26 protein-coding genes are annotated in these 23,850 nt (G+C 62.7%); all 26 read right to left on the reverse strand.

The window, feature by feature from the left end:
- Positions 1–106 precede the first annotated feature (106 nt).
- Complete coding sequence (flhB, locus tag APH34_RS04855; protein ID WP_054900047.1) at positions 107–1,249, reverse strand: flagellar biosynthesis protein FlhB; 1,143 nt, start codon at positions 1,247–1,249, stop codon at positions 107–109.
- 2 nt (positions 1,250–1,251) lie between these two features.
- Positions 1,252–2,028 (reverse strand): flagellar biosynthetic protein FliR, encoded by a 777-nt coding sequence (fliR, locus tag APH34_RS04860; protein WP_054900048.1) that lies wholly within the window; start codon positions 2,026–2,028, stop codon positions 1,252–1,254.
- A 7-nt stretch (positions 2,029–2,035) separates the two neighbouring features.
- A complete protein-coding gene (fliQ, locus tag APH34_RS04865) occupies positions 2,036–2,305 on the reverse strand; it encodes a flagellar biosynthesis protein FliQ (RefSeq protein WP_054900049.1) in 270 nt (89 codons plus the stop codon).
- Between the two features lie 21 nt (positions 2,306–2,326).
- Complete coding sequence (fliP, locus tag APH34_RS04870; RefSeq protein ID WP_054900050.1) at positions 2,327–3,082, reverse strand: flagellar type III secretion system pore protein FliP; 756 nt, start codon at positions 3,080–3,082, stop codon at positions 2,327–2,329.
- Positions 3,082–3,522, reverse strand: coding sequence for a flagellar biosynthetic protein FliO (gene fliO, locus APH34_RS04875; protein WP_054900116.1), 441 nt, complete (start codon positions 3,520–3,522; stop codon positions 3,082–3,084). Before fliO ends, fliP begins: the two co-directional genes overlap by 1 nt.
- Positions 3,523–3,534: 12 nt before the next feature.
- Complete coding sequence (gene fliN / locus APH34_RS04880) at positions 3,535–3,999, reverse strand: flagellar motor switch protein FliN (protein WP_054900117.1); 465 nt, start codon at positions 3,997–3,999, stop codon at positions 3,535–3,537.
- 47 nt (positions 4,000–4,046) lie between these two features.
- Positions 4,047–5,015 carry a flagellar motor switch protein FliM gene (gene fliM / locus APH34_RS04885; protein WP_054900051.1) on the reverse strand — a complete coding sequence of 323 codons (969 nt, stop codon included), beginning with the start codon at positions 5,013–5,015 and terminating at the stop codon, positions 4,047–4,049.
- A gap of 9 nt (positions 5,016–5,024) precedes the next feature.
- On the reverse strand, positions 5,025–5,519 hold the full coding sequence (fliL, locus tag APH34_RS04890) for a flagellar basal body-associated protein FliL (protein WP_054900052.1): 495 nt from the start codon (positions 5,517–5,519) through the stop codon (positions 5,025–5,027).
- A gap of 116 nt (positions 5,520–5,635) precedes the next feature.
- Positions 5,636–6,937, reverse strand: coding sequence for a flagellar hook-length control protein FliK (locus tag APH34_RS04895; RefSeq protein ID WP_054900053.1), 1,302 nt, complete (start codon positions 6,935–6,937; stop codon positions 5,636–5,638).
- A gap of 71 nt (positions 6,938–7,008) precedes the next feature.
- Positions 7,009–7,356 carry an Hpt domain-containing protein gene (locus APH34_RS04900; RefSeq protein ID WP_054900054.1) on the reverse strand — a complete coding sequence of 116 codons (348 nt, stop codon included), beginning with the start codon at positions 7,354–7,356 and terminating at the stop codon, positions 7,009–7,011.
- A 60-nt stretch (positions 7,357–7,416) separates the two neighbouring features.
- Positions 7,417–9,108, reverse strand: a complete 1,692-nt coding sequence (locus tag APH34_RS04905; protein ID WP_054900055.1) for a fused response regulator/phosphatase — start codon at positions 9,106–9,108, stop codon at positions 7,417–7,419.
- Between the two features lie 8 nt (positions 9,109–9,116).
- The gene (locus APH34_RS04910; protein ID WP_054900056.1) at positions 9,117–9,422 is read right to left on the reverse strand and encodes an STAS domain-containing protein; all 306 of its coding nucleotides are present in this window, start codon (positions 9,420–9,422) and stop codon (positions 9,117–9,119) included.
- A gap of 158 nt (positions 9,423–9,580) precedes the next feature.
- The gene (fliJ, locus tag APH34_RS04915) at positions 9,581–10,033 is read right to left on the reverse strand and encodes a flagellar export protein FliJ (RefSeq protein WP_054900057.1); all 453 of its coding nucleotides are present in this window, start codon (positions 10,031–10,033) and stop codon (positions 9,581–9,583) included.
- 6 nt (positions 10,034–10,039) lie between these two features.
- Positions 10,040–11,398 (reverse strand): flagellar protein export ATPase FliI, encoded by a 1,359-nt coding sequence (gene fliI / locus APH34_RS04920; protein ID WP_054900058.1) that lies wholly within the window; start codon positions 11,396–11,398, stop codon positions 10,040–10,042.
- The gene (gene fliH, locus APH34_RS04925; protein WP_054900059.1) at positions 11,388–12,152 is read right to left on the reverse strand and encodes a flagellar assembly protein FliH; all 765 of its coding nucleotides are present in this window, start codon (positions 12,150–12,152) and stop codon (positions 11,388–11,390) included. Before fliH ends, fliI begins: the two co-directional genes overlap by 11 nt.
- A gap of 165 nt (positions 12,153–12,317) precedes the next feature.
- Positions 12,318–13,337: a flagellar motor switch protein FliG gene (fliG, locus tag APH34_RS04930; protein WP_054900060.1), complete on the reverse strand. Its 1,020-nt coding sequence runs from the start codon at positions 13,335–13,337 to the stop codon at positions 12,318–12,320.
- Entirely contained in the window at positions 13,330–15,108 is a 1,779-nt protein-coding gene (gene fliF, locus APH34_RS04935; protein WP_054900061.1) for a flagellar basal-body MS-ring/collar protein FliF, read from the reverse strand. The genes fliG and fliF overlap by 8 nt, the downstream gene beginning before the upstream one ends.
- Positions 15,109–15,123: 15 nt before the next feature.
- Complete coding sequence (gene fliE / locus APH34_RS04940) at positions 15,124–15,456, reverse strand: flagellar hook-basal body complex protein FliE (RefSeq protein WP_054900062.1); 333 nt, start codon at positions 15,454–15,456, stop codon at positions 15,124–15,126.
- A gap of 129 nt (positions 15,457–15,585) precedes the next feature.
- Complete coding sequence (locus APH34_RS04945) at positions 15,586–16,947, reverse strand: sigma-54 dependent transcriptional regulator (RefSeq protein ID WP_054900063.1); 1,362 nt, start codon at positions 16,945–16,947, stop codon at positions 15,586–15,588.
- Complete coding sequence (locus APH34_RS04950; RefSeq protein ID WP_054900064.1) at positions 16,944–18,164, reverse strand: PAS domain-containing sensor histidine kinase; 1,221 nt, start codon at positions 18,162–18,164, stop codon at positions 16,944–16,946. The genes APH34_RS04945 and APH34_RS04950 overlap by 4 nt, the downstream gene beginning before the upstream one ends.
- 194 nt (positions 18,165–18,358) lie before the next feature.
- Complete coding sequence (fleQ, locus tag APH34_RS04955) at positions 18,359–19,834, reverse strand: transcriptional regulator FleQ (protein WP_054900065.1); 1,476 nt, start codon at positions 19,832–19,834, stop codon at positions 18,359–18,361.
- 165 nt (positions 19,835–19,999) lie between these two features.
- Entirely contained in the window at positions 20,000–20,296 is a 297-nt protein-coding gene (locus APH34_RS04960) for a flagellar protein FliT (RefSeq protein WP_054900066.1), read from the reverse strand.
- Between the two features lie 14 nt (positions 20,297–20,310).
- The gene (gene fliS / locus APH34_RS04965; protein WP_054900067.1) at positions 20,311–20,706 is read right to left on the reverse strand and encodes a flagellar export chaperone FliS; all 396 of its coding nucleotides are present in this window, start codon (positions 20,704–20,706) and stop codon (positions 20,311–20,313) included.
- 133 nt (positions 20,707–20,839) lie between these two features.
- The gene (fliD, locus tag APH34_RS04970; RefSeq protein ID WP_054900068.1) at positions 20,840–22,252 is read right to left on the reverse strand and encodes a flagellar filament capping protein FliD; all 1,413 of its coding nucleotides are present in this window, start codon (positions 22,250–22,252) and stop codon (positions 20,840–20,842) included.
- An 80-nt stretch (positions 22,253–22,332) separates the two neighbouring features.
- The gene (locus APH34_RS04975) at positions 22,333–22,710 is read right to left on the reverse strand and encodes a flagellar protein FlaG (protein WP_054900069.1); all 378 of its coding nucleotides are present in this window, start codon (positions 22,708–22,710) and stop codon (positions 22,333–22,335) included.
- 71 nt (positions 22,711–22,781) lie between these two features.
- Positions 22,782–23,633 carry a flagellin domain-containing protein gene (locus tag APH34_RS04980; protein ID WP_054900070.1) on the reverse strand — a complete coding sequence of 284 codons (852 nt, stop codon included), beginning with the start codon at positions 23,631–23,633 and terminating at the stop codon, positions 22,782–22,784.
- Between the last annotated feature and the right edge of the window lie 217 nt (positions 23,634–23,850).

A 23,850-nucleotide genomic window follows, 5' to 3' on the forward strand; every position in this document is an offset into this window, starting at 1 on the left:
CTTTGACGCCCAAGGGGCGCTTGGGCGTGGCTCTGCAAGAAGCTTTCCAACTTTAGGTTTTTGCGCTCAGCGGCCCCCTAGCCGGACGAACTGCCCCCGCAGCAGATCAACGGTCACGGCGCAAATCCGGCGGAATCGGCAGATCTTCCTTCAACGGCTCTGGCCGCTTACCCTTGCCCGCCCGGTACTGCCGAATCTGGAACACATACGCCAGCACCTGCGCCACCGCCAGGTACAACCCCGCCGGGATCTCCTGTTCAAGCTCGGTGGAGTAATAGATCGCCCGTGCCAGCGCTGGCGACTCGAGAATCTGCACCTTGTGCTCGACCCCGATCTCGCGAATCTTCAAGGCAATGAAGTCCGTGCCCTTGGCCAGCAGCAAGGGGGCCACCCCGCCCTTCTCCGGGTCATACTGCAGGGCGACCGCATAGTGCGTCGGGTTGGTGATGATCACATCCGCCTCCGGCACGGCGGCCATCATGCGCCGCTGCGACACCTCACGCTGCAACTGGCGGATCCGCTGCTTGACCTCAGGCTTGCCTTCGCTGTCCTTGTACTCGTCCTTGACCTCCTGCTTGGTCATCTTCAGCTTCTTTTGCGTCTGATACAGCTGGAACGGCACGTCTGCCGCCGCAATCAGCAGCAACCCGGCAGCCATCCACAAAGCACTCCAGCCCACCACCTGCACGCTGTGGATGATCGCCTGCTCCAGCGGCTCGTTGGCAATTGCCAGCAGCGCCTGGCGGTCATTGCTGAGCACCACCAGCGCCACGATCAGGATCACCAGGAACTTGGCCATCGCTTTGAGCAACTCGGTCAGCGAGTTCATCGAAAACATACGCTTGATCCCCGACAAGGGGTTCATGCGGCTGAACTTTGGCTGCAGCAGGCTACCGGAGAAGATGAACCCGCCCAGCGCAATGGGCGACACCAATGCCACCACGAACAACAGCATCAATATCGGCTGGACGGCCCAGATGGCCATCTTGCCGGAGGTCAGCAGGAACAACCCCATCGAGCGCTCGTCCGTCAGCACCTCGCGCGACAGTGAGAAGTTGAGCCGCATCAAGGTCATCAACGTCTCGGCCAGGTACCCACCAAAGGCCAGCAATGCCCCGGCGCCCGCCAAGGTCACCGCCACGGTGTTCAGCTCTTTGGAGCGGGCAATCTCGCCTTTTTCGCGCGCGTCGCGCTTGCGCTTGTCGGTGGGGTCTTCCGTCTTGTCCTGACCGCTCTCGCTTTCAGCCATGCTCAGCGCGCCCTTGCCAGTTCACGCAGCCATTGCAGCGCTTCGCTGGCCAATGCCTGGTAGTGGGAGAGGATATCGGCAAGGCCGACCCAGAAGATGCCGATGCCCAGCACCAGGGTCAGCGGGAAGCCGATGGAGAAGATGTTCAGCTGCGGTGCGGCACGCGTCATCACGCCAAAGGCGATGTTCACCACCAGCAGCGCGGCGATCGCCGGCAAGATCAGCAGCAGCCCGGCCCCGAACACCCAGCTCAGGCGCCCGGCCATTTCCCAGAACTGGTTGACCACCAGCGCGTTGCCCACCGGCAAGGTGGTAAAGCTTTCGGTCAGCACCTCGAATACCACGAGGTGGCCATTCATCAGCAGGAACAACACGCTTACCAGCATCGTCATGAACTGGCTGACCACCGCGACGTTGACCCCGTTGGCCGGGTCGACCATCGAAGCGAAGGCCATGCCCATCTGCACCGCGATGATCTGCCCGGCGATGACAAAGGCTTGAAACAGCAGCTGCAGCGAGAAGCCGAACAGCGCCCCGACGATGATCTGCTCGCCGCACAGCAACATGCCGCGCAGGCTCAGCGGATCGAATTCAGGCAACGGTGGCAACGCCGGCACGATCACCACCGTGATGGCCACGGCTGCGTACAGGCGGATGCGCGCCGGCAGCATGCGGGTGCCGAAGATCGGCATGGTCATCAGCACCGCAGTTACCCGGAACAGCGGCAGGATGAAGGTGGCGACCCAGGTGCCGATCTGCGCGTCGGTCAGCTCCAGCATGCCCGTCTCAACCGATCAGCTGCGGGATGCTGGTGTACAGGCCGGTGATGTACTCCATGAACTTCTGCACCAGCCAGGGCCCGGCCACGATCAGTGTCACCAGCATCACCAGCAGGCGCGGCAGGAAGCTCAAGGTCTGTTCGTTGATTTGCGTGGCCGCCTGGAACATCGCCACCATCAGGCCCACCAACAGGCTTGGCACCACCAGGGTGGCAACCATCAGCGTGGTCAGCCAGAGGGCATCGCGGAACAGGTCGACGGCAACTTCAGGTGTCATGCAGCGCTCTCCTTGACGGCGTCAGACGCCGCCGAAACTGCCAGCCAAGGTACCCATGATCAGCGCCCAGCCATCGACCAGGACAAACAGCATGATCTTGAACGGCAGCGAGATGATCAACGGCGACAGCATCATCATACCCATGGCCATGAGCACGCTGGCGACCACCATGTCGATGATCAGGAATGGGATGAAGATCATGAAGCCGATCTGAAACGCGGTTTTCAGCTCGGAGGTGACGAACGCCGGCACCAGGATGGTCAGCGGTACCTGGTCGGGGCCAGCGATGTCGGTACGTTTGGACAGGCGCATGAACAGGTCCAGGTCGCTCTGCCGAGTCTGCGCCAGCATGAAGTCCTTGAGCGGCCCCTGGGCCTTGTCGATCGCCTGCTGGGCCGTCATCTGCTCCTTCAGGTAGGGCTGCAGGGCATCCTGGTTCACCCGGTCGAATACCGGCGCCATGATGAACATCGTGAGGAACAGCGCCATGCCGGTCAGCACCTGGTTCGACGGCGTCTGCTGCAGGCCCAGGGCCTGGCGCAGGATCGAAAAGACGATGATGATCCGGGTAAAACTGGTCATCAGGATGACGAACGCTGGAATGAAGCTCAGCGCCGTCATGATCAGCAGGATCTGCAGGCTGACCGAATACTCCTGCTGCCCGTCCGGGCCATTGGACAGGGTAATGGCCGGGATCGACAATGGGTCGGCCGCCAAGGCCAACGGCGCGGCCAGCAGCAGCGCCAGGGTCAACAACATGCGCAGCGCGCCGCTCATCACTTCTTGTCCTTCTGGTCCTTGCCCATCAGCTCCATCAGCCGCTGGGCAAATTCAGGCGTCGCCTGGCGGGCGCTGGCAGGTACTTCCACGGGTTCGGCCAGCACGTGCAAGGCCTCGATGCTGCCAGGGGAATGGCCGATAAGAATCTGCTCTTTGCCGACCTGCACCAGCAACAGGCGATCCCGCGGGCCGATGGCGCGGCTGCCAACGATCTCGATCACCTGGCCGCCCTTGGGTGCGGCGCCCTGCATGCGGCGCAGCAGCCAGGCCAGGAAGAAGATCAGGCCCACCACCACTAGCAAACCGAACACCATTTGCGCCAGCTGCCCCCCCATGCTGCCGGGCGCGGGCGTTTGCGCCGCAGCCGGTGCAGCCGGCGCCGCGGCGATCACCACTTCGCTGGCAAACAGCGCGGCAAGGGCCGCCACGGCCCGCATCGCGGCTTTCACTCAGCGCAGCTTCTTGATGCGTTCGCTGGGGCTGATCACGTCGGTCAGGCGGATGCCGAACTTCTCGTTGACCACGACCACTTCGCCATGGGCGATCAGCGTGCCATTGACCAGCACGTCCAGCGGCTCACCGGCCAGGCGGTCGAGCTCGATCACCGAGCCCTGGTTGAGCTGCAGCAGGTTGCGGATGTTGATCTCGGTGCTACCCACTTCCATGGAGATGTTCACCGGAATATCCAGGATCACGTCCAGGTTCGGGCCTTCGAGGCTGACGTTTTCCTTCGGCCGCGGCGAGCTGGCGAACTCTTCCATCGGCAGGCGGCCAGCGCCAGTGTTGCCGGTATCACCGCCCAGCAGGGCATCGATGTCGGCCTGGCCGGCGTCACCGGTTTCTTCCAGCGCAGCAGCCCATTCGTCAGCCAGGGCCTGGTCTTCCGGGGAGGTGATCTCGTTTTCGTTAGCCATGATGTCCTCGACAGGCATTCAATTCGTAGTGAGCGACCGGCACGCCGTCAGCGGCGTTCGATCGGGTCAATGATCTGCAGGGCCAGGTTGCCCTTGTGCGAGCCCAGGCGGGCCTTGAACGACGGCACGCCATTGGCGCGCAGCACCAGGTGCTCCGGCAGCTCCACCGGGATCACGTCACCAGGCTGCATGTGCAGCACGTCGCGCAGCTTCAGCTGGCGGCGGGCAACCGTGGCGCTCAGCGGCACGGAAACATCCAGCACATCCTCGCGCAGGGCCTTGACCCAGCGCTCGTCCTGGTCGTCCAGGTCGGACTGGAAACCGGCATCGAGCATTTCGCGCACCGGCTCGATCATCGAGTACGGCATGGTCACGTGCAGGTCACCGCCGCCGCCATCGAGTTCGATATGGAAGGTCGACACCACCACCGCCTCGCTCGGCCCGACGATGTTGGCCATGGCCGGGTTGACCTCGGAGTTCATGTACTCGAAGTTGACCGGCATGATCGCCTGCCAGGCTTCCTTGAGGTCGACGAAGCACTGATCCAGCACCATGCGCACCACTCGCAGCTCGGTGGGCGTGAACTCACGGCCTTCGATCTTGGCGTGGCGGCCGTCACCGCCGAAGAAGTTGTCCACCAGCTTGAACACCAGCTTGGCATCAAGGATAAACAGCGAAGTACCGCGCAGTGGCTTGATCTTCACCAGGTTGAGGCTGGTCGGCACGTACAGCGAATGCACGTACTCACCGAACTTCATGACCTGCACGCCACCCACGGCCACGTCCGCAGAACGGCGCAGCAGGTTGAACATGCTGATGCGGGTATAGCGGGCGAAACGCTCGTTGATCATCTCGAGGGTCGGCATGCGCCCCCGTACGATCCGATCCTGGCTGGTCAGGTCATAACTCTTGATGCTGCCGGGCTCGGCAGCGCTCTCGGTCTGTACCAGCCCATCGTCGACGCCGTGCAACAAGGCATCGATTTCATCCTGGGACAGCAGGTCCTGTACGGCCATTGCGGACTCCTACTGCAATACGAAATTGGTGAACAGCAGCTGGTCGATGACCGGCTTGCCGACTTCCTTCTGCGCCACTTCCTGAACCACGGCGGTGGCTTTCTGACGCAGCATCTCCTGCCCTACCGGGCTGCCGGCCAAGGTGTCGAAGCCCTGCCCGGAAAACATCATCACCAGGTTGTTGCGGATCACCGGCATATGCACCTTCAAAGCATCCAGGTCGGCCTGGTTGCGACCTTGCAGGGTGATGCTCACCTGCATGTAGCGCTGGCGACCGTTCTGGTTGAAGTTGACCACGAAGGCCGGAGCCAGCGGTTCGTAGATTGCCGCCGGCTTGACGCTGGCCGCAGTCGGGTCGACCGGCGCCGGCTCGCGCTTGTGCATGAAGAACCAGGTGGCACCCACCGACAAGCCGACCGCCAGGAGCAAGGCCAGCACCAGCAGCAGGATCAGCTTGAGTTTGCCGTTAGTGGCGGGGTCTTTCACTGCGTCGCTCTTCGCCATGCCAATAATCCGTCGTCCATCGGGGTTTCATAGGAGGATGACGTGGCTTGAGCAAGTGTTATGCCAGATTGAGCGTTTTGCCTGTCCCAGCCCTATCGGCGGGACGGGCAACACAATCAGGCGTAGAAATCGACCGCACTGTCGCCGATGACGACCTGCTGCTCGACCGGCCGGGCAGCATCGGCAAGCTCACCCTGCTCGGCGCTACCGCCATTCTGCGCCCGGCGCGCCGCCACCCCGGACAGCTGCGCGCCGTCCTGCTGGGCCTGCTGCTGTTGCCCGCGCGACTGATCGGCGACGTTGACGTCCGGCTGGGCCAAGCCCTGCTGCGCGAACAGCTCACGCAAACGGTGCACCTGGCTATCCAACGCATCACGCACGCCGGCATGGCCACTGATGAACGTGACCTGGGTGCTCTGGTCCGCCGCCACGTTGACGCGGATGTCCAGGCGGCCAAGCTCGGCCGGCTCCAGTTGAATATCCGCCGACTTGAGGTTCTGGCTCGAGAGGTACATGACCCGGTTGACCAGGCCTTCGGCCCAGGCGTTCTGGTTCATCGGCAGCGGCTGGTGCAATGGGCTGCCGTTGACCGGCAGGGCATTGGCCGTCTTCGCCGTGGGCGCCTGGGTCAGGCTGGCCAGGCGGTTGGCGAAGTCGTCGACACGGGTATCGCTGTCCGCGCGCTTGGTGTCCTTGAGCCCCTCTTCGAGCAATGCACCGAACCCCTTGTCTGCGCCACCGTCTCCCGATTTCGCCGCCTCGGCTTCGACCTTGTCCAGCAGGGCCGCCAAGGGATTGACGGTCGCCTGGCCATCGTCGGCCGCAGGCTTGGAAGCGTCAGCGGCATGAGCAGAGGTGGTGCCCTTTGCCTGCGCGCTCTGTTCAAGGGCCAGGCGCAGCGTAGGCAGATTGGCCAAGGGATCAGTGTCAGGGTCGAAGGTTTCAGCCTCTGGCTGCTCCGCCAAGGCCTCGACGACCGGGGTTTGCGGCTGCTGGACCGCAGCCTGCAGTACCGGAGCTACCGCTTCGGCCTGGGCTTGCAACAGTTGCGCACCGGGTTGCGCATCGGTGACCTGGCCAGCCACAAGGTTGGCGTCCAACGAACTGGAATCGCCGCCTGCCGCAGCATCGGCAGGGGCTTGCGGCGTATCGTCGGGTGGCAAGGGGTTGCCGTCATCGGCAATCGCCGCCCCCTTCTTGCCGCCCTGGGCGACATCGGGTTTGTCCCTGGTCTTGGCCATGGCGCCTTTGTCATCGCCCAAAGGCGACTTGTCACGCCCCTGCCTGGCCATCACCTGATCGAAGCCACCGCCCTGTGCACCTGCCGCCTGCAGCGGCTTGTCCAGCAGCGAGGAGCCCGCGCGCGACGGCTTGCTCAGGGTGCTGGTTTGCAACAAAGGGTTGGGTGCGACAGGCATTGAACGGTCTCCGCGCCAGGAACAAAAAAAACATCCTGGCACATACAGGCAAAACTCGCGCCAACTCGCGCTCAGCCTGCCGAAACGCGCTCGCGCTCAGCACGATAAAAACGCTGCACTTCCAGATATTCCTGGTCGATGCGGTTGATCAGGTCTTCGATACCGTACAGCGGCAGCGCCTTCACCCGCTCCTCCAACTGCTGGCACAACTGCGCCAGGCCAACAGCCCCCATGTTGCCGCTGCTGCCTTTGAAACTGTGCGCCGCCATGCCGAGCTCCTCGGCATTCCTGGCGCCATGCAACTGGGCCAGGCGCCGCTCGGAATCTTCCAGAAAGGTTTCCAGCAACTGTAGGTAGCCATCTTCCATGACCTCCTGCAGGTCACTGAGCACCTTGTGGTCTATATGCATGTCAGTCACTTGCTCGCTCCTTGATCAAGCCGGATTATGCCTCAGTCGCCAAGCGGCTCACCAGGCGACTCACCAATCGAACTGCACCCAGGCGCAACGGCCACCCTCACCCCAACCGGCGTGGCTTCCCAGCCGCCTCACCAGGTTCAGGCCGCGGCCGCTCAGGCCATGCTCACGGGCCGGGCGCGACAGTACCTTGTGCACATCGAACCCTGCGCCACTGTCGCGCACCTCGATCATCAGACGCCCACCTGCCGCGTGCGGTTCCACCTTAAGGTCAATGCGCACGAAACCATCGACCAGGGCACGCAGGCGCCGAGCGCGTTCCTCATAGTAGTCGGCAAACCCCTGCACATCACGTTTAAGCCGCGAATCCAGACCCAGCACCCCGTGCTCCAGTGCATTGGAATACAACTCGCTGAGGACGCTGTGCAGGTCACCGGTACGCGACCGCAGCCCGTGGATTTCCTGCAACAACTGCACCAGATACGGCACAGGGTTGAAGCGCTTGAGGCTTTCGCCTCGCGACTCGAAGCCCAGCGACCAGTCCAGCGGGCTGGAGCGCCCGCTGTCGGAGTAGATCGTGGGCGCCGGGACCCGCTCCTGGGCCGTGAACATGCGGATATCGCACAGACTGATGTCATCCCGGGGCCGCCCACCAAAGCGTTCCAGCGCCTGCATCACCTCATCGAACAGGTACGCTGGATCGCGGTTCGCCGCCAGCACCGCACGCAAGCGCTCGACACCGAACAGGCAATCGTGCTCATCGGCCGTGTCGACCACCCCGTCGGACAACAGCAACAGCCGCTCGCCTGCCGCCAGCGGCAGTACCTCGGTACTGTCGTCGAAGCGCTCGGGCGCCAGAATGCCCAGCGGCAGATGCCGCGAGGCCAGGGTCGAGAGCACCTCACCAGCGCCCGACAGCCGATAGCCGTCGGGCATGCCACCATTCCACACTTCCACCGCACCCCGCTGCACGCTCAGGTTAAGCAGCAGCGCACAGCAGAACATGTCCACCGGCAGGATGCGCTTGAGCTTGGCGTTCATTTCGCGCAGTAGCTGGGGCAGCCCGTACCCTTTCGCAGTCATCCCGTAGAACACTTCCGCCAGGGGCATGGCGCCGACGGCAGCGGGCAAACCATGGCCGGTAAAATCGCCCAACAGCACGTGCATGTCGCCCGACGGCGTGAAGGCTGCCAGCAACAAGTCGCCGTTGAACAGCGCATACGGTGATTGCAGGTAACGAATGTTCGGCGCCGTGATGCAGCCGGAGTGGGCCACCTTGTCAAACACCGCCTTGGCCACCCGCTGCTCGTTGAGCAGGTGATGATGGTGCCGGGTGATTTCGTCACGCTGCGCCAGCACCGTCGCCTGCAGGCGGCGCAAACGGTCCATGGCGCGGATCTTGGCGCCCAGGATCACCGCACTGTAAGGCTTGGCCATGAAGTCGTCGCCGCCGGCCTCCAGGCAGCGCACCAAGGCCTCTTCCTCGTTCAATGAGGTGAGGAAGATGATCGGCACCAGCTGCTCGCCGGCCAGCGCCTTGATCTGTCGGGCCGCCTCAAAACCATCCATCACCGGCATCAGGGCATCGAGCAGGACCACGTGCGGACGCTTTTCGGCGAACAGCGCCACGGCCTGCTCGCCGTTTTCCGCGGTGAACACCTGGTGCCCCTGCCGCCGCACGATCTGCGCCAGCAGCAGGCGATCGGTCGCCCCGTCCTCGGCCACCAGCACGGTCAACGCCTGCGCGGGCTCCACCTGGGCACTCAACTGATATCGAACAGCTTTTCAAAATTGGAGATCGCCAAGATCTTGCGCACGTCTGAGCTGGCATGCACCACGCGCACATCTGAATCATCACCACCGGCATGATCACGCAGCAACAGCAGCATGCCGAGCGCGGAGCTGTCCAGGTACGTGGTGTCTTTCAGGTCGACCACCACCGAGTCGGGCCGCCTGGACTGACGTTCGTAGGCATCGCGAAATTCCTGATGCTTACCGAAATCGAAGCGCCCCTTGATCTTGATCGTGAGCTTTTTTCCGTCCTGCGAAAAATCGGTCTCGACTGCCATGCTAGCGATTCCTTCGATGATGGCGAATGCAACTCTTGAAGGTTTAGCAGGCAGTTGCGCCCCTCGCAAATTGAGGCTGCCTGCCCTGGCTTAGTCGCCGACAAGCCGGACCCCACAGCAAAAGTAGACGCAAATCCTGTGGTAGCAGGCTTGCCCGGCTACAGATGCCCCTGCCTTGGCAACCGCTGCGAGAGTTCATCCAGCAGACGCTGCTCGCGCTTGTCCTCGGCCCGCCGTGCCTCTTCCATGTAGCGCTGCACCAGCTTGCGCAACCCTTCCACCCGGGCATAGGCCTGTTGCCAGGTGCCACGGGCATTCTTGAGGTTGTTCTGGTGCCAGATCAGGCTCTGGCGCTGCTGGGTCATGGCGGTTTCAAGCTGCCCCAGAAAACGCTGGTAGTTGACCAGCCAGCTGCCGTTGACGCCCTGGCCGCCGCGATCGATCCATTGCGCCTGATAGCCTTCACGAAAGCTCTCCAGCTCGGTGAGCTTGGCCTGCGCCTGGGCCACCAGTTGCTGGAAATGCCCCAGGCGCTGGGCAGCCTTGCGCTCGGCCTCTTCGGCCATTTGCACCACAGGCGCCAGGCGCGCTGCACGGCTGGATACGCTCATCGCCTATCAACCGTTCGCCGGAGGCGTGAAGATTGCCCCCAACTGCTGGCGGCTCTGGCCGATGCCAACATTTTCATCCAGCCCTTGGCGCAGGAACTCCACCAGCTTGGGCTGCAGGGCAATGGCCAGGTCAGTCTCTGGGTCGCCCCCGGCGACGTAGGCGCCGACGCTGATCAGGTCGCGGCTTTGCGACAGGCGCGACCACAATTGCTTGAACTTCTGCGCCTGGCGCAGGTGGTCGGCATCGACCACCTGGGGCATGACCCGGCTGATCGAGGCTTCGATGTCGATGGCCGGGTAATGGCCCTCTTCGGCCAGCCGCCGGGACAACACAAAGTGCCCGTCGAGCACGCCACGCGCTGAGTCGGCGATCGGGTCTTGCTGGTCGTCGCCTTCGGACAACACCGTATAGAACGCCGTGATCGAACCGCCACCCGGCTCGCCATTGCCGGCCCGCTCCACCAGCTTGGGCAGCTTGGCAAACACCGACGGCGGGTAGCCACGGGTGGCCGGCGGCTCGCCAATGGCAAGGGCAATCTCACGCTGGGCCTGGGCAAAGCGGGTCAGCGAATCCATCAACAGCAGGACGTTCTTGCCCTTGTCGCGGAAGTACTCCGCGATGCGCGTGCAGTACATGGCTGCGCGCAAGCGCATCAGCGGCGCGTCGTCAGCGGGGGATGCGACCACCACCGAGCGTTTGAGGCCCTCTTCGCCCAGGATGTGCTCGATGAACTCCTTCACCTCGCGACCCCGCTCGCCAATCAGGCCTACCACGATGATTTCGGCTTCGGTAAAGCGGGTCATCATGCCCAGCAGCACGGATTTACCCACACCGGTACCGGCGAACAGCCCCAGGCGCTGACCACGACCAACGGTGAGCAACCCATTGATGCTGCGAATGCCCACATCCAGCGGCTGACTGATCGGATCACGGTTCAGTGGGTTGATGATCGGGCCGTCCATCGGCACCCAATCCTCGGCCTTCATCCCGCCCTTGCCGTCCAGCGCCCGTCCGGCACCATCCAGGACCCGGCCGAGCATGCTCATGCCCATGGGCAGGCGGCCGCTGTCGTCCAACGGCACCACGCGCGCTCCAGGCGCGATGCCGGCGATGCTGCCCACCGGCATGAGGAACACCTTGTTGCCAGCAAACCCCATGACTTCGGCTTCGACTTGCACCGGATGGTAACTGTCGTCGTTGATCACCAGGCAGCGCCCGCCCACTGCTGCGCGCAGGCCCTCAGCCTCGAGGGTGAGGCCGACCATGCGCAGCAGGCGCCCTTCGACCACCGGTTGCACGGGCAGCTTGATCGCCTCGGCATACCCCCCCAGGCGTTTGCCGAAGCTGGTGCGTTCAAGGCGCATCGTCGGCGCCCAGCTCGATGGAAACATCCGGCGCCGCCGGATGCAGGGATTGATCGTGAAGCTGGTCGAACAGCTGCGCCACGGCCTTTTCGATACGGGTTTCCATGCTTGCGTCGATGCGGCTGTGCGCGGTTTCGATACGGCAACCGCCCGGCAACAGCGCGTCATCCTCAAGCAGCTTCCAGCTTTCCTCATGGCGCTCGCGCAGCGCCTTGGCCAGCTCGAAGTCTTGCGGGTTGAGATGGATGCGGATGTTTTCCGCGCCCATTGGCAGCAACTTCAGTGCCTCGCGCAGCACCTGGGTAATCTGGCTGGAGTCGCTGCGCAGTTCGCGACCTATGACCTGACGCGCCATGTGCGAGACCAGGTGCACCAAGGCCTTTTCTATCTGCGTGTCCTGCTCGGCGATCGGCTCCAGCAGGTGCTCCATCAGCTGCTCCAGGCTGGCGAGCTTGGCATTGAGCGCTTCCTCGGCTTCCTGGCGCACCTTGAGCTGGGTGCTGTGAAAGCCCTCGCGCTCACCCGTGGCAAAGCCCTCGTTGTAGGCCTCCTGGCGGATCGCCTCGAGGTCCTCGAGGGTGAGCGGCTGGACTTCCTCCAGCGGCACTTCCTCGACTTCGTCCTCGATGACCTCGGGTTCCGGCTCAGGCTCCGGTGCAGGCTCGGGGTCGAAGCTGGGCAATGCCCAGACGTCGACGCCCTCAAGGTCGCGGGCGCGGATCAGGTCGCTGGGGTGGGATTCTTTGGTGGGCATGTTCTCAGGTACTCAGAACCCTGTTCGATAAGGAGGCAGGCTTGGCCCCTGTGCAAGCGGGCCTGTCCGGCGAAGCAGACGCTGCGGTGAATGGCACCGGCTTTGCCGGTGTTGCGGGGCAAGCCCGCACCCACAGGGATCCACGGCGGTCGATAGACCTGCGTCTTAGATCATTTCCTCGGCGCCCTTGCCACCGAGCACAATCTCGCCGGCCTCGGCCATGCGGCGGGCAATGGTGAGGATTTCCTTCTGCGCCGTTTCCACGTCGCTGACACGCACCGGGCCTTTGGCCTCGAGGTCGTCGCGCAGCAGTTCCGAGGCACGCTTGGACATGTTCTTGAAGATCTTGTCCTTGACCCGCTCGTCGGCACCCTTGAGCGAAACCACCAGCACATCGGAGGACACTTCGCGCAGCAGGGCCTGGATGCCGCGGTCGTCGACGTCGGCCAGGTTGTTGAAGACGAACATCAGGTCTTCGATCTGCTCCGACAGGTCGTTGTCGATTTCGCGGATCGAATCCATCAGCGCACCTTCCACCGAGCTGTCGAGGAAGTTCATGATGTCGGCTGCACGCTTGATACCGCCCAGCGTGGTGCGTGCCGCATTGGAATTGCCCGAGAACTGCTTCTCCAGGATCTGGTTCAGTTCCTTGAGTGCCGCCGGTTGTACGGTGTTGAGCGACGACACCCGCAGGATGATGTCCAGGCGCACCTTGTGGTCGAAGTTGCTCAGCACCTCACCGGCCTGGTCGGGGTCCAGGTAGGCGACCACAATCGCCTGGATCTGCGGGTGCTCGAAGCGGATGACATCGGCCACGGCACGCGGCTCCATCCACTTGAGGCTGTCCAGGCCGCTGGTGTTGCCCCCCAGCAGGATGCGGTCGATCAGGCCGTTGGCCTTGTCCTCGCCCAAGGCCTGGTTGAGCATCTTGCGGATATAGCCATCGGAGCCGACGCCCAGGCTGGTCTGGTCGCCGACGATCTCGACGAACTCACTCATCACCTGCTCGACCTGCTCGCGGTGCACGTTGCCCATCTGCGCCATGGCCACACCGACCCGCTGCACTTCCTTCGGGCCCATGTGCCGCAGCACCTGGGCGGCATCGGTCTCACCCAGCGACAGCAGGAGGATCGCCGCTTTGTCAGTGCGGCTCAGCTTGGCGGTAACGGCTCGGTTATCACTCATCGGCGTTGATCCACTCTTTCACGACCTGAGCCACGCGACCCGGGTCTTCGGCCACCAGGCCTTTGATTGCGTTGAGCTGCGCCTCGTAACCCTCGCTCGGGCTTGGCAACAGAATGCTTGTCGGGCCACCCAGGCTGACGCGGTCGTTGGCCAGTTCGCCATCCAGACCGATCATGCCGCCCAGCTCCATGTCGCTGTCCGTCGCGGTAGCTTGCTTGCCGCCGCCTGTGATGTTGTTGAGCACCGGGCGCAGTACCCCGAACACCAGCACCAGGATGAACACCACGCCCAGCACCTGCTTGACGATGTCCCAGAACCACGGCTGCTGATAGAAGGCGATGTCGGCAATCTCTTCGCCACGGTCGGCGGCGAACGGCACGTTGATCACCGTCACACTGTCGCCACGGCTGGCATCGAAGCCCACGGCGTCCTGTACCAGGCGGGTGAAGCGCGCCAGGTCTTCGGCCCCCCAAGGGGCGCGGGTGGTCTCGCCACTGGCGTCGACCTTGACCTGGTCATCGACCACCACTGCCACCGACAGGCGCGTCAGGCGACCCTGCTGCTGGCGGGTGTGGCTGATGGAGCGGTCCAGCTCGAAGTTCTTGGTGGTTTGCAGACGCTTGTCGGCCGGGTATGGCGCGAGCATGGGCTGGCCGGTGGCCGGGTCCATGATCTGCTGGCCGTTGGCATCCACCAGCGGCTGGCCAGGCTGGATGGCACCGGCGGCAGGCGCGGCAGTGGTGGCATTTTCCGGTGCAGAGGCACCGGCTGGCGGCTGGTTGCTCAGCGCCCCCGGCACGCCTTGCGGGCCCGAGCTGCTGGAGCGCTGCTCGTTCACCGACTGCTCGCTGCGCAGCGCCGGCTGGTCCGGATTGAACTGTTCGGAGGTCGACTCCACCGCACTGAAGTCCAGGTCGGCAGACACTTCGGCCTTGTAGCGGTCGTTGCCCAGCACCGGCTGCAGAATGTTGTGCACCCGCTGGGTGAGCATGCCTTCCATGCGGCGGCTGTAATCGAATTGTTTGCCGGCCATGGTCAATGCGGTGTCTTGCAACTGGTCGGAAAGCAGGTTGCCCTTCTGGTCCACCACGGTAACTTGCGACTTGTCCAGTTCTGGCACGCTGGTGGCGACCAGGTTGACGATCGCCATCACCTGGCCGGCTTCCAGGGCGCGGCCGGGGTACAGCTCGACCAGTACCGACGCGCTTGGCTTGCGCTCATCGCGCACGAACACCGAGCTTTTCGGGATCGCCAGGTGCACGCGGGCAGCCTTGACGTTGTTCAGGCTGGAAACGGTCCGGGCCAGCTCGCCCTCAAGGCTGCGGCGGTAACGGGTGGCTTCCATGAACTGGCTGGTGCCCAGCCCCTGCTCCTTGTCCAGCAGCTCGAAGCCGACATTGCCATCGCTGGGTGCCACGCCGGCGGCTGCCAGTTTCAGGCGCGCGCGGGAGAGGTCGTCGGCCTTGACCAGCAGAGCACCGGAATTGGGCTCGACGTTATAGGGGATATCGGCAGCGGCCAGGGTTTCCATGACCTGCTTGGTGTCCATGCCCGCCAGGCTGCCGTACAGCGGGCGGTAGTCCGGCTGCTGCGACCACAGCACCACGGCAAAGCCGATCGCCACGCTCGCCGCCAACCCGACCAGCAGGCCAACCTGGCGCAGCATGGGCATCTGCGAGATGTTTTCCAGAAACGCCATGCCGAACAGTGGCGGCTTGGGTGCTGGCGAGCCACTTTTGGCGGGCGCGTTATCGACGACTGCTTCAGCCATGACTTACTTCCGTCCTCAAACCGGCATCTGCATGATGTCCTGGTACGCCTGGACCAGCTTGTTGCGTACCTGGGTCAACGCCTGCATGGAAACGCTGGCCTTCTGCGAGGCGATCATCACGTCGGTCAGGTCGACACCGCTCTTGCCAATTTCGAAGGCATTGGCGAGCTGGGTCGAGGCCTGCTGAGTTTCATGCACCTTGCCGATGGCCTGGCCAAGCATGTCGGCAAAGCTGCTTTGGCCCGGCGCCAACTCTGGGGCGGCCGTGGCTTTGGGCAACGACATGGCATCAGCCTGCATGGCACGCATGTCCAACATCAGACGATTGAATTCAACACCTTGGGTCATGAACTTCTCTCTCCGGCGGCCGCATTTTTTTGACACTCATGCGGCGGGTAGCTCGTGTAAAGCAACAAAGGTGCCAGCCTTTGAAAACATCACCTGCCCGTGGGCAGACACCTCTGCGGGCGCAGCCTGTCAGCCGAACAGGCTGGCCTCGACGTCGAAACCGGCATCGCGCATCTGCGCCAGCTTGTAGCGCAAGGTCCGGGGGCTGATGCCCAGTCGCTCAGCCGCCTCTTTGCGGCGGCCGCGCTCGGCGCGCAAGGTATCGATGATCATCTGGAATTCGTGACGGCGCATGTCATCACCCAGGCCCGCGCTTTCGTCTGCCTCTTCGGCAACTGCTGGCGTACTGCCAGCCGACAAGGGAATGGCACCCTCCAGACAGAAATCCGCCGCCTCGATCACGCCGCCCTGCTGCAAGATCAGCGCACGCTGCAAGGCGTTATCCAGTTCGCGCACATTGCCCGGCCAGGCATAGGCCTGCAGGCAGGCCTGCGCCGCCTTGGAAAGGCGAACCGGCGCATGTTTCATCTTGGCGACATGCCGGGCCAGCAGCCGCTCTGCCAAGGGCAGAATATCGCCGCTGCGCGCGCGCAGCGGCTGCCAGGCCAGGGGGAATACCGACAGCCGATAGTACAGGTCTTCGCGGAAGCGCCCGGCCGCGACCTCACCCGCCATGTCACGGTTGGTGGTGGCCAGCACGCGGATATCCAGGGCAATGGGCTTGCGCCCGCCTACCCGCTCGACCTCGCGTTCCTGCAATACACGGAGCAGCTTGGCCTGCAACCCCAACGGCATTTCGGAAATCTCATCGAGGAGCAAGGTGCCGCCTTCGGCCTGCTCGAACTTACCGGCCTGGGCGGCGATGGCACCGGTGAAGGCGCCCTTCTCATGGCCGAACAAGGTGGCCTCGAGCATGTTGTCTGGAATGGCCGCGCAGTTGATCGCGACAAAGGGCTGCGCCGACCGGGGTGATTGCTGGTGGATGTAGCGCGCCAGCACTTCCTTGCCCGTGCCCGACTCGCCCGAGATCAGCACGGTCGAATCGCTGCGGGCTACCCGTGCCGCCAATTCCAGCAACTGGCGACTGGCGGCTTCACAGGCCACAGGGCCTTCTTCATCGGCCGTACTCAGGCGGCCGGCAGCATGGCGCTCGACCAGGCTAAGCAGCGCCTTGGGCTCAAATGGCTTGACCAGGTAATCCACCGCCCCCTGGCGCATGGCTTCAACAGCGCGCTCCACGGCCGCGTGGGCAGTCATCAGCAGCACCGGCAACTGCGGGTAATGGCGGCGCAACTGGGCCAGCAACTGATGCCCATCCATCCCCGGCATGTTCACGTCACTGACCACCAGGCTGAACAGTTCGCCGTGCACCGCCTCCAGCGCCTCCTCGGCACTGCCGACGGCGCGGTAGGCAAACCCGCCTATTTCCAGGGTATCGCCCAGCGCCTGGCGCAACGCGCGGTCATCCTCGACCAGCAACACCTTGATCATTGCACGCCCTCCGCGGGCTGCCCGTCGATCAGCGGCAACTCCACCCTGGCGCAGGTGCCACGCCCCACCTTCGAGCGCAACTGCAGCTTGCCCTGGTGCGCACGCACCACGGCCTTGACCACTGCCAGCCCAAGCCCGGTGCCGGTGGCCTTGGTGGTCAGAAACGGTTCGCCAAGACGCCCCAGCAGCTGCGCATCGATGCCACTGCCGGCGTCACTGACGCACAGGTGCAAAGTGTTCTCGCGACGGTACAGGTGCACCTTGATCCGCGCCGCAGCGCCGCTGGCTTGCAGCGCATTTTCAATCAAATTGAGCAGCGCCCCGACCAAGGTATCGCGGTTACACAGCAACTCGCCCAGGTGGCTGTCGCATTGCCAGCGCACGGCATGGCCCTGGACGTGGGACTGGGCCGCCTGCTGCAGGGCCTGGAACAAGGCTTTCGGGGTCAGCCGATCGCCCAGCGGCAGCTCCCCGCGGGCGAACACCAGCATGTCACGCACCTGGTGTTCCAGCTCATGCAAGCGCTCCTTGAGGCTGCCGGCAAAACGTTGACGGGTTTCGGGCGCGAGCTCGCGCTCGCCGTCGGCCAGATGACTGGCATAGAGCATGGCAGCCGACAACGGTGTACGGATCTGGTGGGCCAGCGACGCGACCATACGCCCCAGCGACGATAAACGCTCGTGGCGCGCCAGCTGGTCTTGCAGGCGACGGGTTTCAGTCAGGTCGTTGAGCAGCACCAATTGCCCGGGCTCGGCATCCAGCGAGCGCGTGGCAATCGACAGGCGGCGGCCATCACGTAGCGACACCTCGTGCCCGTCGTCCTTGCGCGGGGCAAAGCTGCGGGCGATCACCTGGCGCCACAGCTGGCCGAGCAAGGGTTCGCCCAGCAATTCACAGGCCGCCGGGTTGGCTTCGCGCACCCGCCCTTGATCATCGATCACGATCACCCCGCCGGGCAGCAAGTCCAACAGGTTCTGCAAGCGATTAGCCAGGCGTTCCTTCTCGTTCAACTCGTCCATGCGCTGCGCACCGACCACCGCCAGCTCGCCCTTGAGCTCGCTGACGCGGGCCTCGAGCATGCTGTAGGACTGATTGAGCTGCGTGGACACCTGGTTGAACAGGGCGAATGCCTGCTCCAGCCCTTGTCGACTCTCCTGTTCGACCGGGGTACGCCCCTGCGGATCAGGGACTCGGGAAAAGTGGGCGGCCTGGGGCATCGTGCTTTACTCGCGTGGCTGACCGTCATAAAAACGGTATGGTGCCAGCGGTATAGCAATAGCCGTGCCGGGGATGGGGGTTTGTGCGGACGGTCATGCTCATCGGCGGTAAGCCGGCCCCCACAGGGCGCGCAGCAACCTTGCAGAACTTGTGCACGCCCGCTTGCCGGCGATGAAGCCAGGGCCGCCAGGCGTCAGTCTTCCGACTGCTCCTCGCCACCCTGGCGGCTCATGCCGTACTTGCGCATCTTCTCAACCAACGTGGTACGGCGAATGCGCAAACGCTCGGCCGCCCGCGCGACGATACCGTTCGCATCGTCCAGCGCCTGCTGAATCAAACCCTGCTCCAGGCTACCCAGGTAGTCCTTCAGGTCCAGACCCTCAGGCGGCAGCATCGCCGGGTTGGAGAAGTTCAGCGAATGGCCGTTGATCGCCACGCGTTCTTCCAGGTCATTGCGCAGGTGGTCGACCATCTGCTCGTCTTCATCATCGACGTAACGGAACTTCTTCGGCAGCTCGGAAACGCCAATCACGCCGTAGGGATGCATGATCGCCATGCGCTCGACCAGGTTGGCCAGCTCACGCACGTTGCCCGGCCAGCCGTGGCGACACAGCGACATGATCGAGGCGGAATTGAAGCGGATCGACCCACGCTTCTCGTGCTCCATGCGCGAAATCAGCTCGTTCATCAGCAGCGGAATGTCCTCCACCCGCTCACGCAGGGGCGCCATCTCGATCGGGAACACGTTAAGGCGGTAGTACAGGTCTTCGCGGAAGGTCCCCTCCTCGATCATGCTTTCGAGGTTTTTATGGGTCGCGGCAATGATGCGCACATCGATGCTCTGGGTCTTGTTGCTACCGACCCGCTCGAAGGTGCGCTCCTGCAGCACACGCAACAACTTGACCTGCATCGGCAGCGGCATGTCGCCGATCTCGTCCAGGAACAGGGTGCCGCCATTGGCCAGTTCGAAACGCCCGGCACGGCTGGTGATCGCGCCGGTGAAAGCGCCCTTCTCGTGGCCGAACAGTTCGCTTTCCAACAACTCGGCGGGGATCGCGCCGCAGTTGACCGGCACGAACGGCGCTTCGCGGCGCTTGGAATGGTAGTGCAGGTTGCGCGCCACCACTTCCTTGCCAGTGCCAGACTCACCCAGGATCAGCACGCTGGCATCGGTGTCGGCCACTTGCTGCATCATCTGGCGAACATGCTGGATCGCGCGACTGGTACCGACCAGGCTGCGGAACAGGTTGGGCTCACGCTGGCGGCCACGCTCGCGGGCCTGGTCATACATTTCGCGATAGACCTGGGCACGGTGCAACGAGTCGAGCAACTGACTGTAGCTGGGCGGCATTTCGAGGTTGGACAGCACCCTGCGGCGAAGCTCTTCCGGGTACTCCGCAGAAGAAATTTCACCAATCAGCAACACAGGAAGGAACTCATCCCAACCGGCCACTGTCTTAAGCAGCCCAAGCACATTGCCTGGAGCATTCACGGTGCCGATGAGCACGCAGAGCACTTCACGGCTCGAAGACAACGATTCCACCACCTGCTGCCAATCCTGGCTAGAGCAGGGCAGATTGTCTTCGCCGAGAAAATTCAGGACCACCGCCAGATCGCGGCGGCGGGCGCTGTCGTCATCGATCAGGAGAATCTTGGTTTCACGCCACATGCAATAGCAACTTCCCTAGTCATATCGGCGCCCTTAGGCGTGCTCGAGATCATCCCGACTGAATGGTCAGCGTTCGGACGTCTGAAATTCGAAAACAGCCACTAGTAAAGTCAAAAAAAAGCATACAGTCAAATTAATGGCGCACGGCTTTTTGGACACCTGTGGTCAACTGAACAGATGGTATACCTTGGCGGCGTTTTTTGCCTGACGGATTTGCGTCATCTCGTCGACTATTGATTGACGCTCGCCACTTGCAACCTCTATTAATTGCCGGTAGACCTCCAGCAACTGCTCCAGGCTATCGCGGACATCCGCCTCCTGGCCCTGCGCCTCGGTAAGCACATCGTTGATACGCAGGCGGCATTCCAGGTCCAGCTCACCCACCGCATCCCAGTCTCGGCTCGCCAGGGCAGCCAGCAGCAAATCGCGGGTCTGTTCGATGCGGGTGATCACTTCACTCATGGCATCCTCCTTGATCAGGGCGCCGGCGACTGGTCGGCGATCGCATCCCAACCTTCTTTCACAGTGATCAGCAGGCGCGCGACTTCGTCGATGATGGCAGGATCGCTTTTTGCGTTGGCCTCGATGAGGCGTCGGCTCATATAGGTATACAGACTGTCCAGCTCGGACAGGCTGTCAGCATGGTTTTCCAGGTCCAGGCCTTCTCGCAGGCCACCGATGATATCGATCGCCTTGCCGATCAGAATCCCCTTCTGGGCGATGTCGTTACGAGCGATGGCCCCCTTGGCCTGAGCCATGCGATCAAGACCGCCCTGCATGAGCATCTGCACCAGACGGTGCGGGCTGGCTTCAGACGTCTGCGCCACACCGTTGACTTTCTGGTATTGACGAAGGGCCAACATCGGGTTCATGGATCTACCTCGTTGCTGCGAAAAAGGTTGCTTGTACCTGCTTTATCGCCGGGACGTCAAAAAACTTTAGGGCCAAAACAAAAAGCCCGGCGCGTCTTGTGGACGCTGCCGGGCTGTTGGCACTCACAACCGATCAGGAGTTCCTGGCCTGGGCATTGATGGCATCGAAGACCGATTTGATCTGGCTGGCCTGAGCGTTGAGCTTGGCGACCGTGGTGTCCATCGCCACGTATTTCTTGGTCAGCGACTCGGTCAGCGCTTCGGTACGGCGGTCCAGGGCCAACTGCTGGTCCGACAGGTTCTTGGCCACCTTGTCGAGGTTGGCCTTGCGCGTGGCCAGGCTGCCGTCGGTGGCGTTGTACGGATCGATGGCCTTGTTCATACGCTCGATGATGCCATTGCTGCCGGTGAACAGCTCCTGCACCTGTGAACCCAGCTTCTTGTCGTCCATCGCCGAAGTGAACTTGGTGGCGTTGAACTCCAGAGTACCGTCCTTGGTGGTATTGATACCCAGCTGGCTCAGCGTGGTCAGCTGGTCACCCGAGCCCACCTCGGAAAGCACCTTGCGGACATCGTTGACCAGCGAACGGGTCGTCGGGTCATTGCTCAGCGGGCCGAGCGAGAGGTTGTCATCTTTGTCACGGGTGCTGGTGGTCAGCGCCGTAATGGTCTTCTGCAGGGTGTTGTAGGCATCGACGAACGCCTGGACGTTCTTCTTCAGGCCATCGTTGTCCTGGGCGACGGACAGGCGGGTCGCAGTGCCGGTCGAGCCAGACTTGGGACTGACGCCCGTCAGTTCCAGGGTGATGCCGCTGATCGCATCGCTGATGGTGTTCTTGCTGCTTTTCACCGTCAAACCATCGATGGTCAGCTCGCTATCCTGAGCAATCGCGGTGACATAACCCCCGCTGCTATCGCTCATCTGCGCAGTGCCGTCGATTTCCAGCTCAGGAATGCCACTGACCTTGAGGTCGGAGCCGGCGCCGGTGGTGGTCGAGCTCAGTACCAGCCGCGCGCCCCCTTCACCGTTGACGATGTTGGCGGAGATACCCTGAACGCTCAATTGCTTGTTGATCTGGTCGCGAACGGTCTGCAGCGTGGCGCCATCGGCGACATCGATTTCATAGGCATTGCCGTTCTGCTCGATGGTCATCTTGCCTGCGCTAACCGCAGACGCTGCGCCAGCGTCAAACGGTGCACTGGCCACCTTCGAGCCTGTGGCCAGCTGGTTGACCACGATGTCGTAGTTGCCCGCCACCGCCGTGTTGCTGGCAGTCACTTTGACCACCGCTTCGTTGGCCGACTTCGCCGAATAGGCGTTGAAGGCGGGGGCGGTCTTGTCGTTCAGCTTATTCATGGCGTCCTGGAACGCCGTGAGGGCACTGCGCAGCGAGCCCACACCGGAAATCATCGCGCTGTTGTTGCTGGTCTGCCGGGTGATCTGCGCCTTTTTGGCCGCAGTGTCGGCACTGACCAGGGCGTTGACCATGTCGGTGATGTTCAGACCTGTACCTTGGCCGATACTCGATACCAGTGTGCTCGCCATACAGTAATCCCTCTCTCTGAGACGTCAGGCCCTGCAGCTGCAGGACAGACGTCAATCCCGCTTGAAAACTTCGCCGCCCGCTACACCTTGGCGTCGAACAAAAGACTGTTTACATCACTCAAGCTGTGAGCGATCCGCAGCGCTTCCTCGGAAGGCAGCTGGCGAATCAACTCGCCCGTTTCGCTGGCGATGACCTTGACCACAATCTTGCCGGACTCTTCATCCGTCGAGAACTGGAGGTTGCGCCGGGTAGAGCTGAGAAACTTTTCAATTTCCGTAACGGCGTTTTTGACCTTTTCGGCATCACTGCCTTTTTCGGCAGCCGTCACTGCTTTGGGTTCCAGCGTATCAGCATTGGCGCGAGGCGCATCCGCCGACCGGGCAACCGCCTTGTCACCTACCTGCTCGGCCGGCCGAACGGCCGGGTAGGACAGATTCAGCTTGACGCTCATGTCCATGTCTACCACCTCGTAACGAAAAGGCGGGGAAGTGCCCTATGATGCACTCCCCCGCCGGTTACCATCAACGATTACTGAAGCAGCTTCAGTACGGCGGATGGCAGCTGGTTGGCCTGAGCCAGAACCGAAGTGGAAGCTTGCTGCAGGGTCTGCTGCTTGGTCAGCTGGGCAGTTTCAGCAGCGAAGTCGGTGTCCTGAACACGGCCACGAGCGGCTTCGGCGTTCTCGTTGATGTTCTGCAGGTTGTTGATGGTGCTGGTCAGACGGTTCTGTACGGCACCCAGGTCGGCACGAGTGCTGTTGATGGCGTTCAGGGCGTCATCGATTGCGCTCATGGCGGCGGTGAAGGTGGCTTCGGCCGCGCTGCTGTTGGCACCGGTGATGTTCTGGCTGGCCAGACCGCTCAGGGCGCCAGTGGTGTTCAGCGCATCGCTCAGGCTGATGGTGATCTGGTTGTCGCTACCGGTGTTGGAACCGACCTGGAAGGTCATGTCGCCAGCGGTACCGTCCAGCAGGTTCTTGCCGTTCAGCTGAGTCGAACCGGCGATACGGTCGATTTCCTTCAGCATCGACTGGAATTCTTTGTCCAGAGCGGCGCGGTCGTCTTCGCTGTTGTTGTCGTTTCGCGACTGAACAGCCAGTTCACGCATACGCTGCAGAATGTTGGTCTGCTCTTGCATCGCGCCTTCAGCGGTCTGGGCGATGGAGATGGCGTCGTTGGCGTTTTTGATGGCCATGGTCTGACCGCGGATCTGCGAGGTCATGCGGGTAGCGATCTGCAGGCCGGCGGCGTCGTCTTTGGCGCTGTTGATTTTCAGGCCGGAGGACAGACGGGTCATCGAGGTGCTCAGTGCATCGGAAGCACGGTTCAGGTTTTTCTGAACGCCCAGAGAGGTGGTGTTGGTGTTAACGGTCAAAGCCATGACGAATTCCTCGTTGGATTGGGTACTACGGCTTCCGGCCTTGGCAATTCGCCGGGTGTGGCACAGAGAACCTTCGTAATAGTTATCGTCGTCAGGGCGGGTTGCTTTAGGGGATTTTGGAAAATTTTTACTGGCATCCTGCCAGCCCAATGAAATCAAGGCGTTGACGCCAGATTACCAGCGCCCGACGCCAATGGACTGGAAAAGAAAACGCCGC

Source organism: Pseudomonas sp. NBRC 111131, from assembly GCF_001320525.1.
In the GTDB taxonomy this organism is placed as follows: Bacteria; Pseudomonadota; Gammaproteobacteria; order Pseudomonadales; family Pseudomonadaceae; genus Aquipseudomonas; species Aquipseudomonas ceruminis.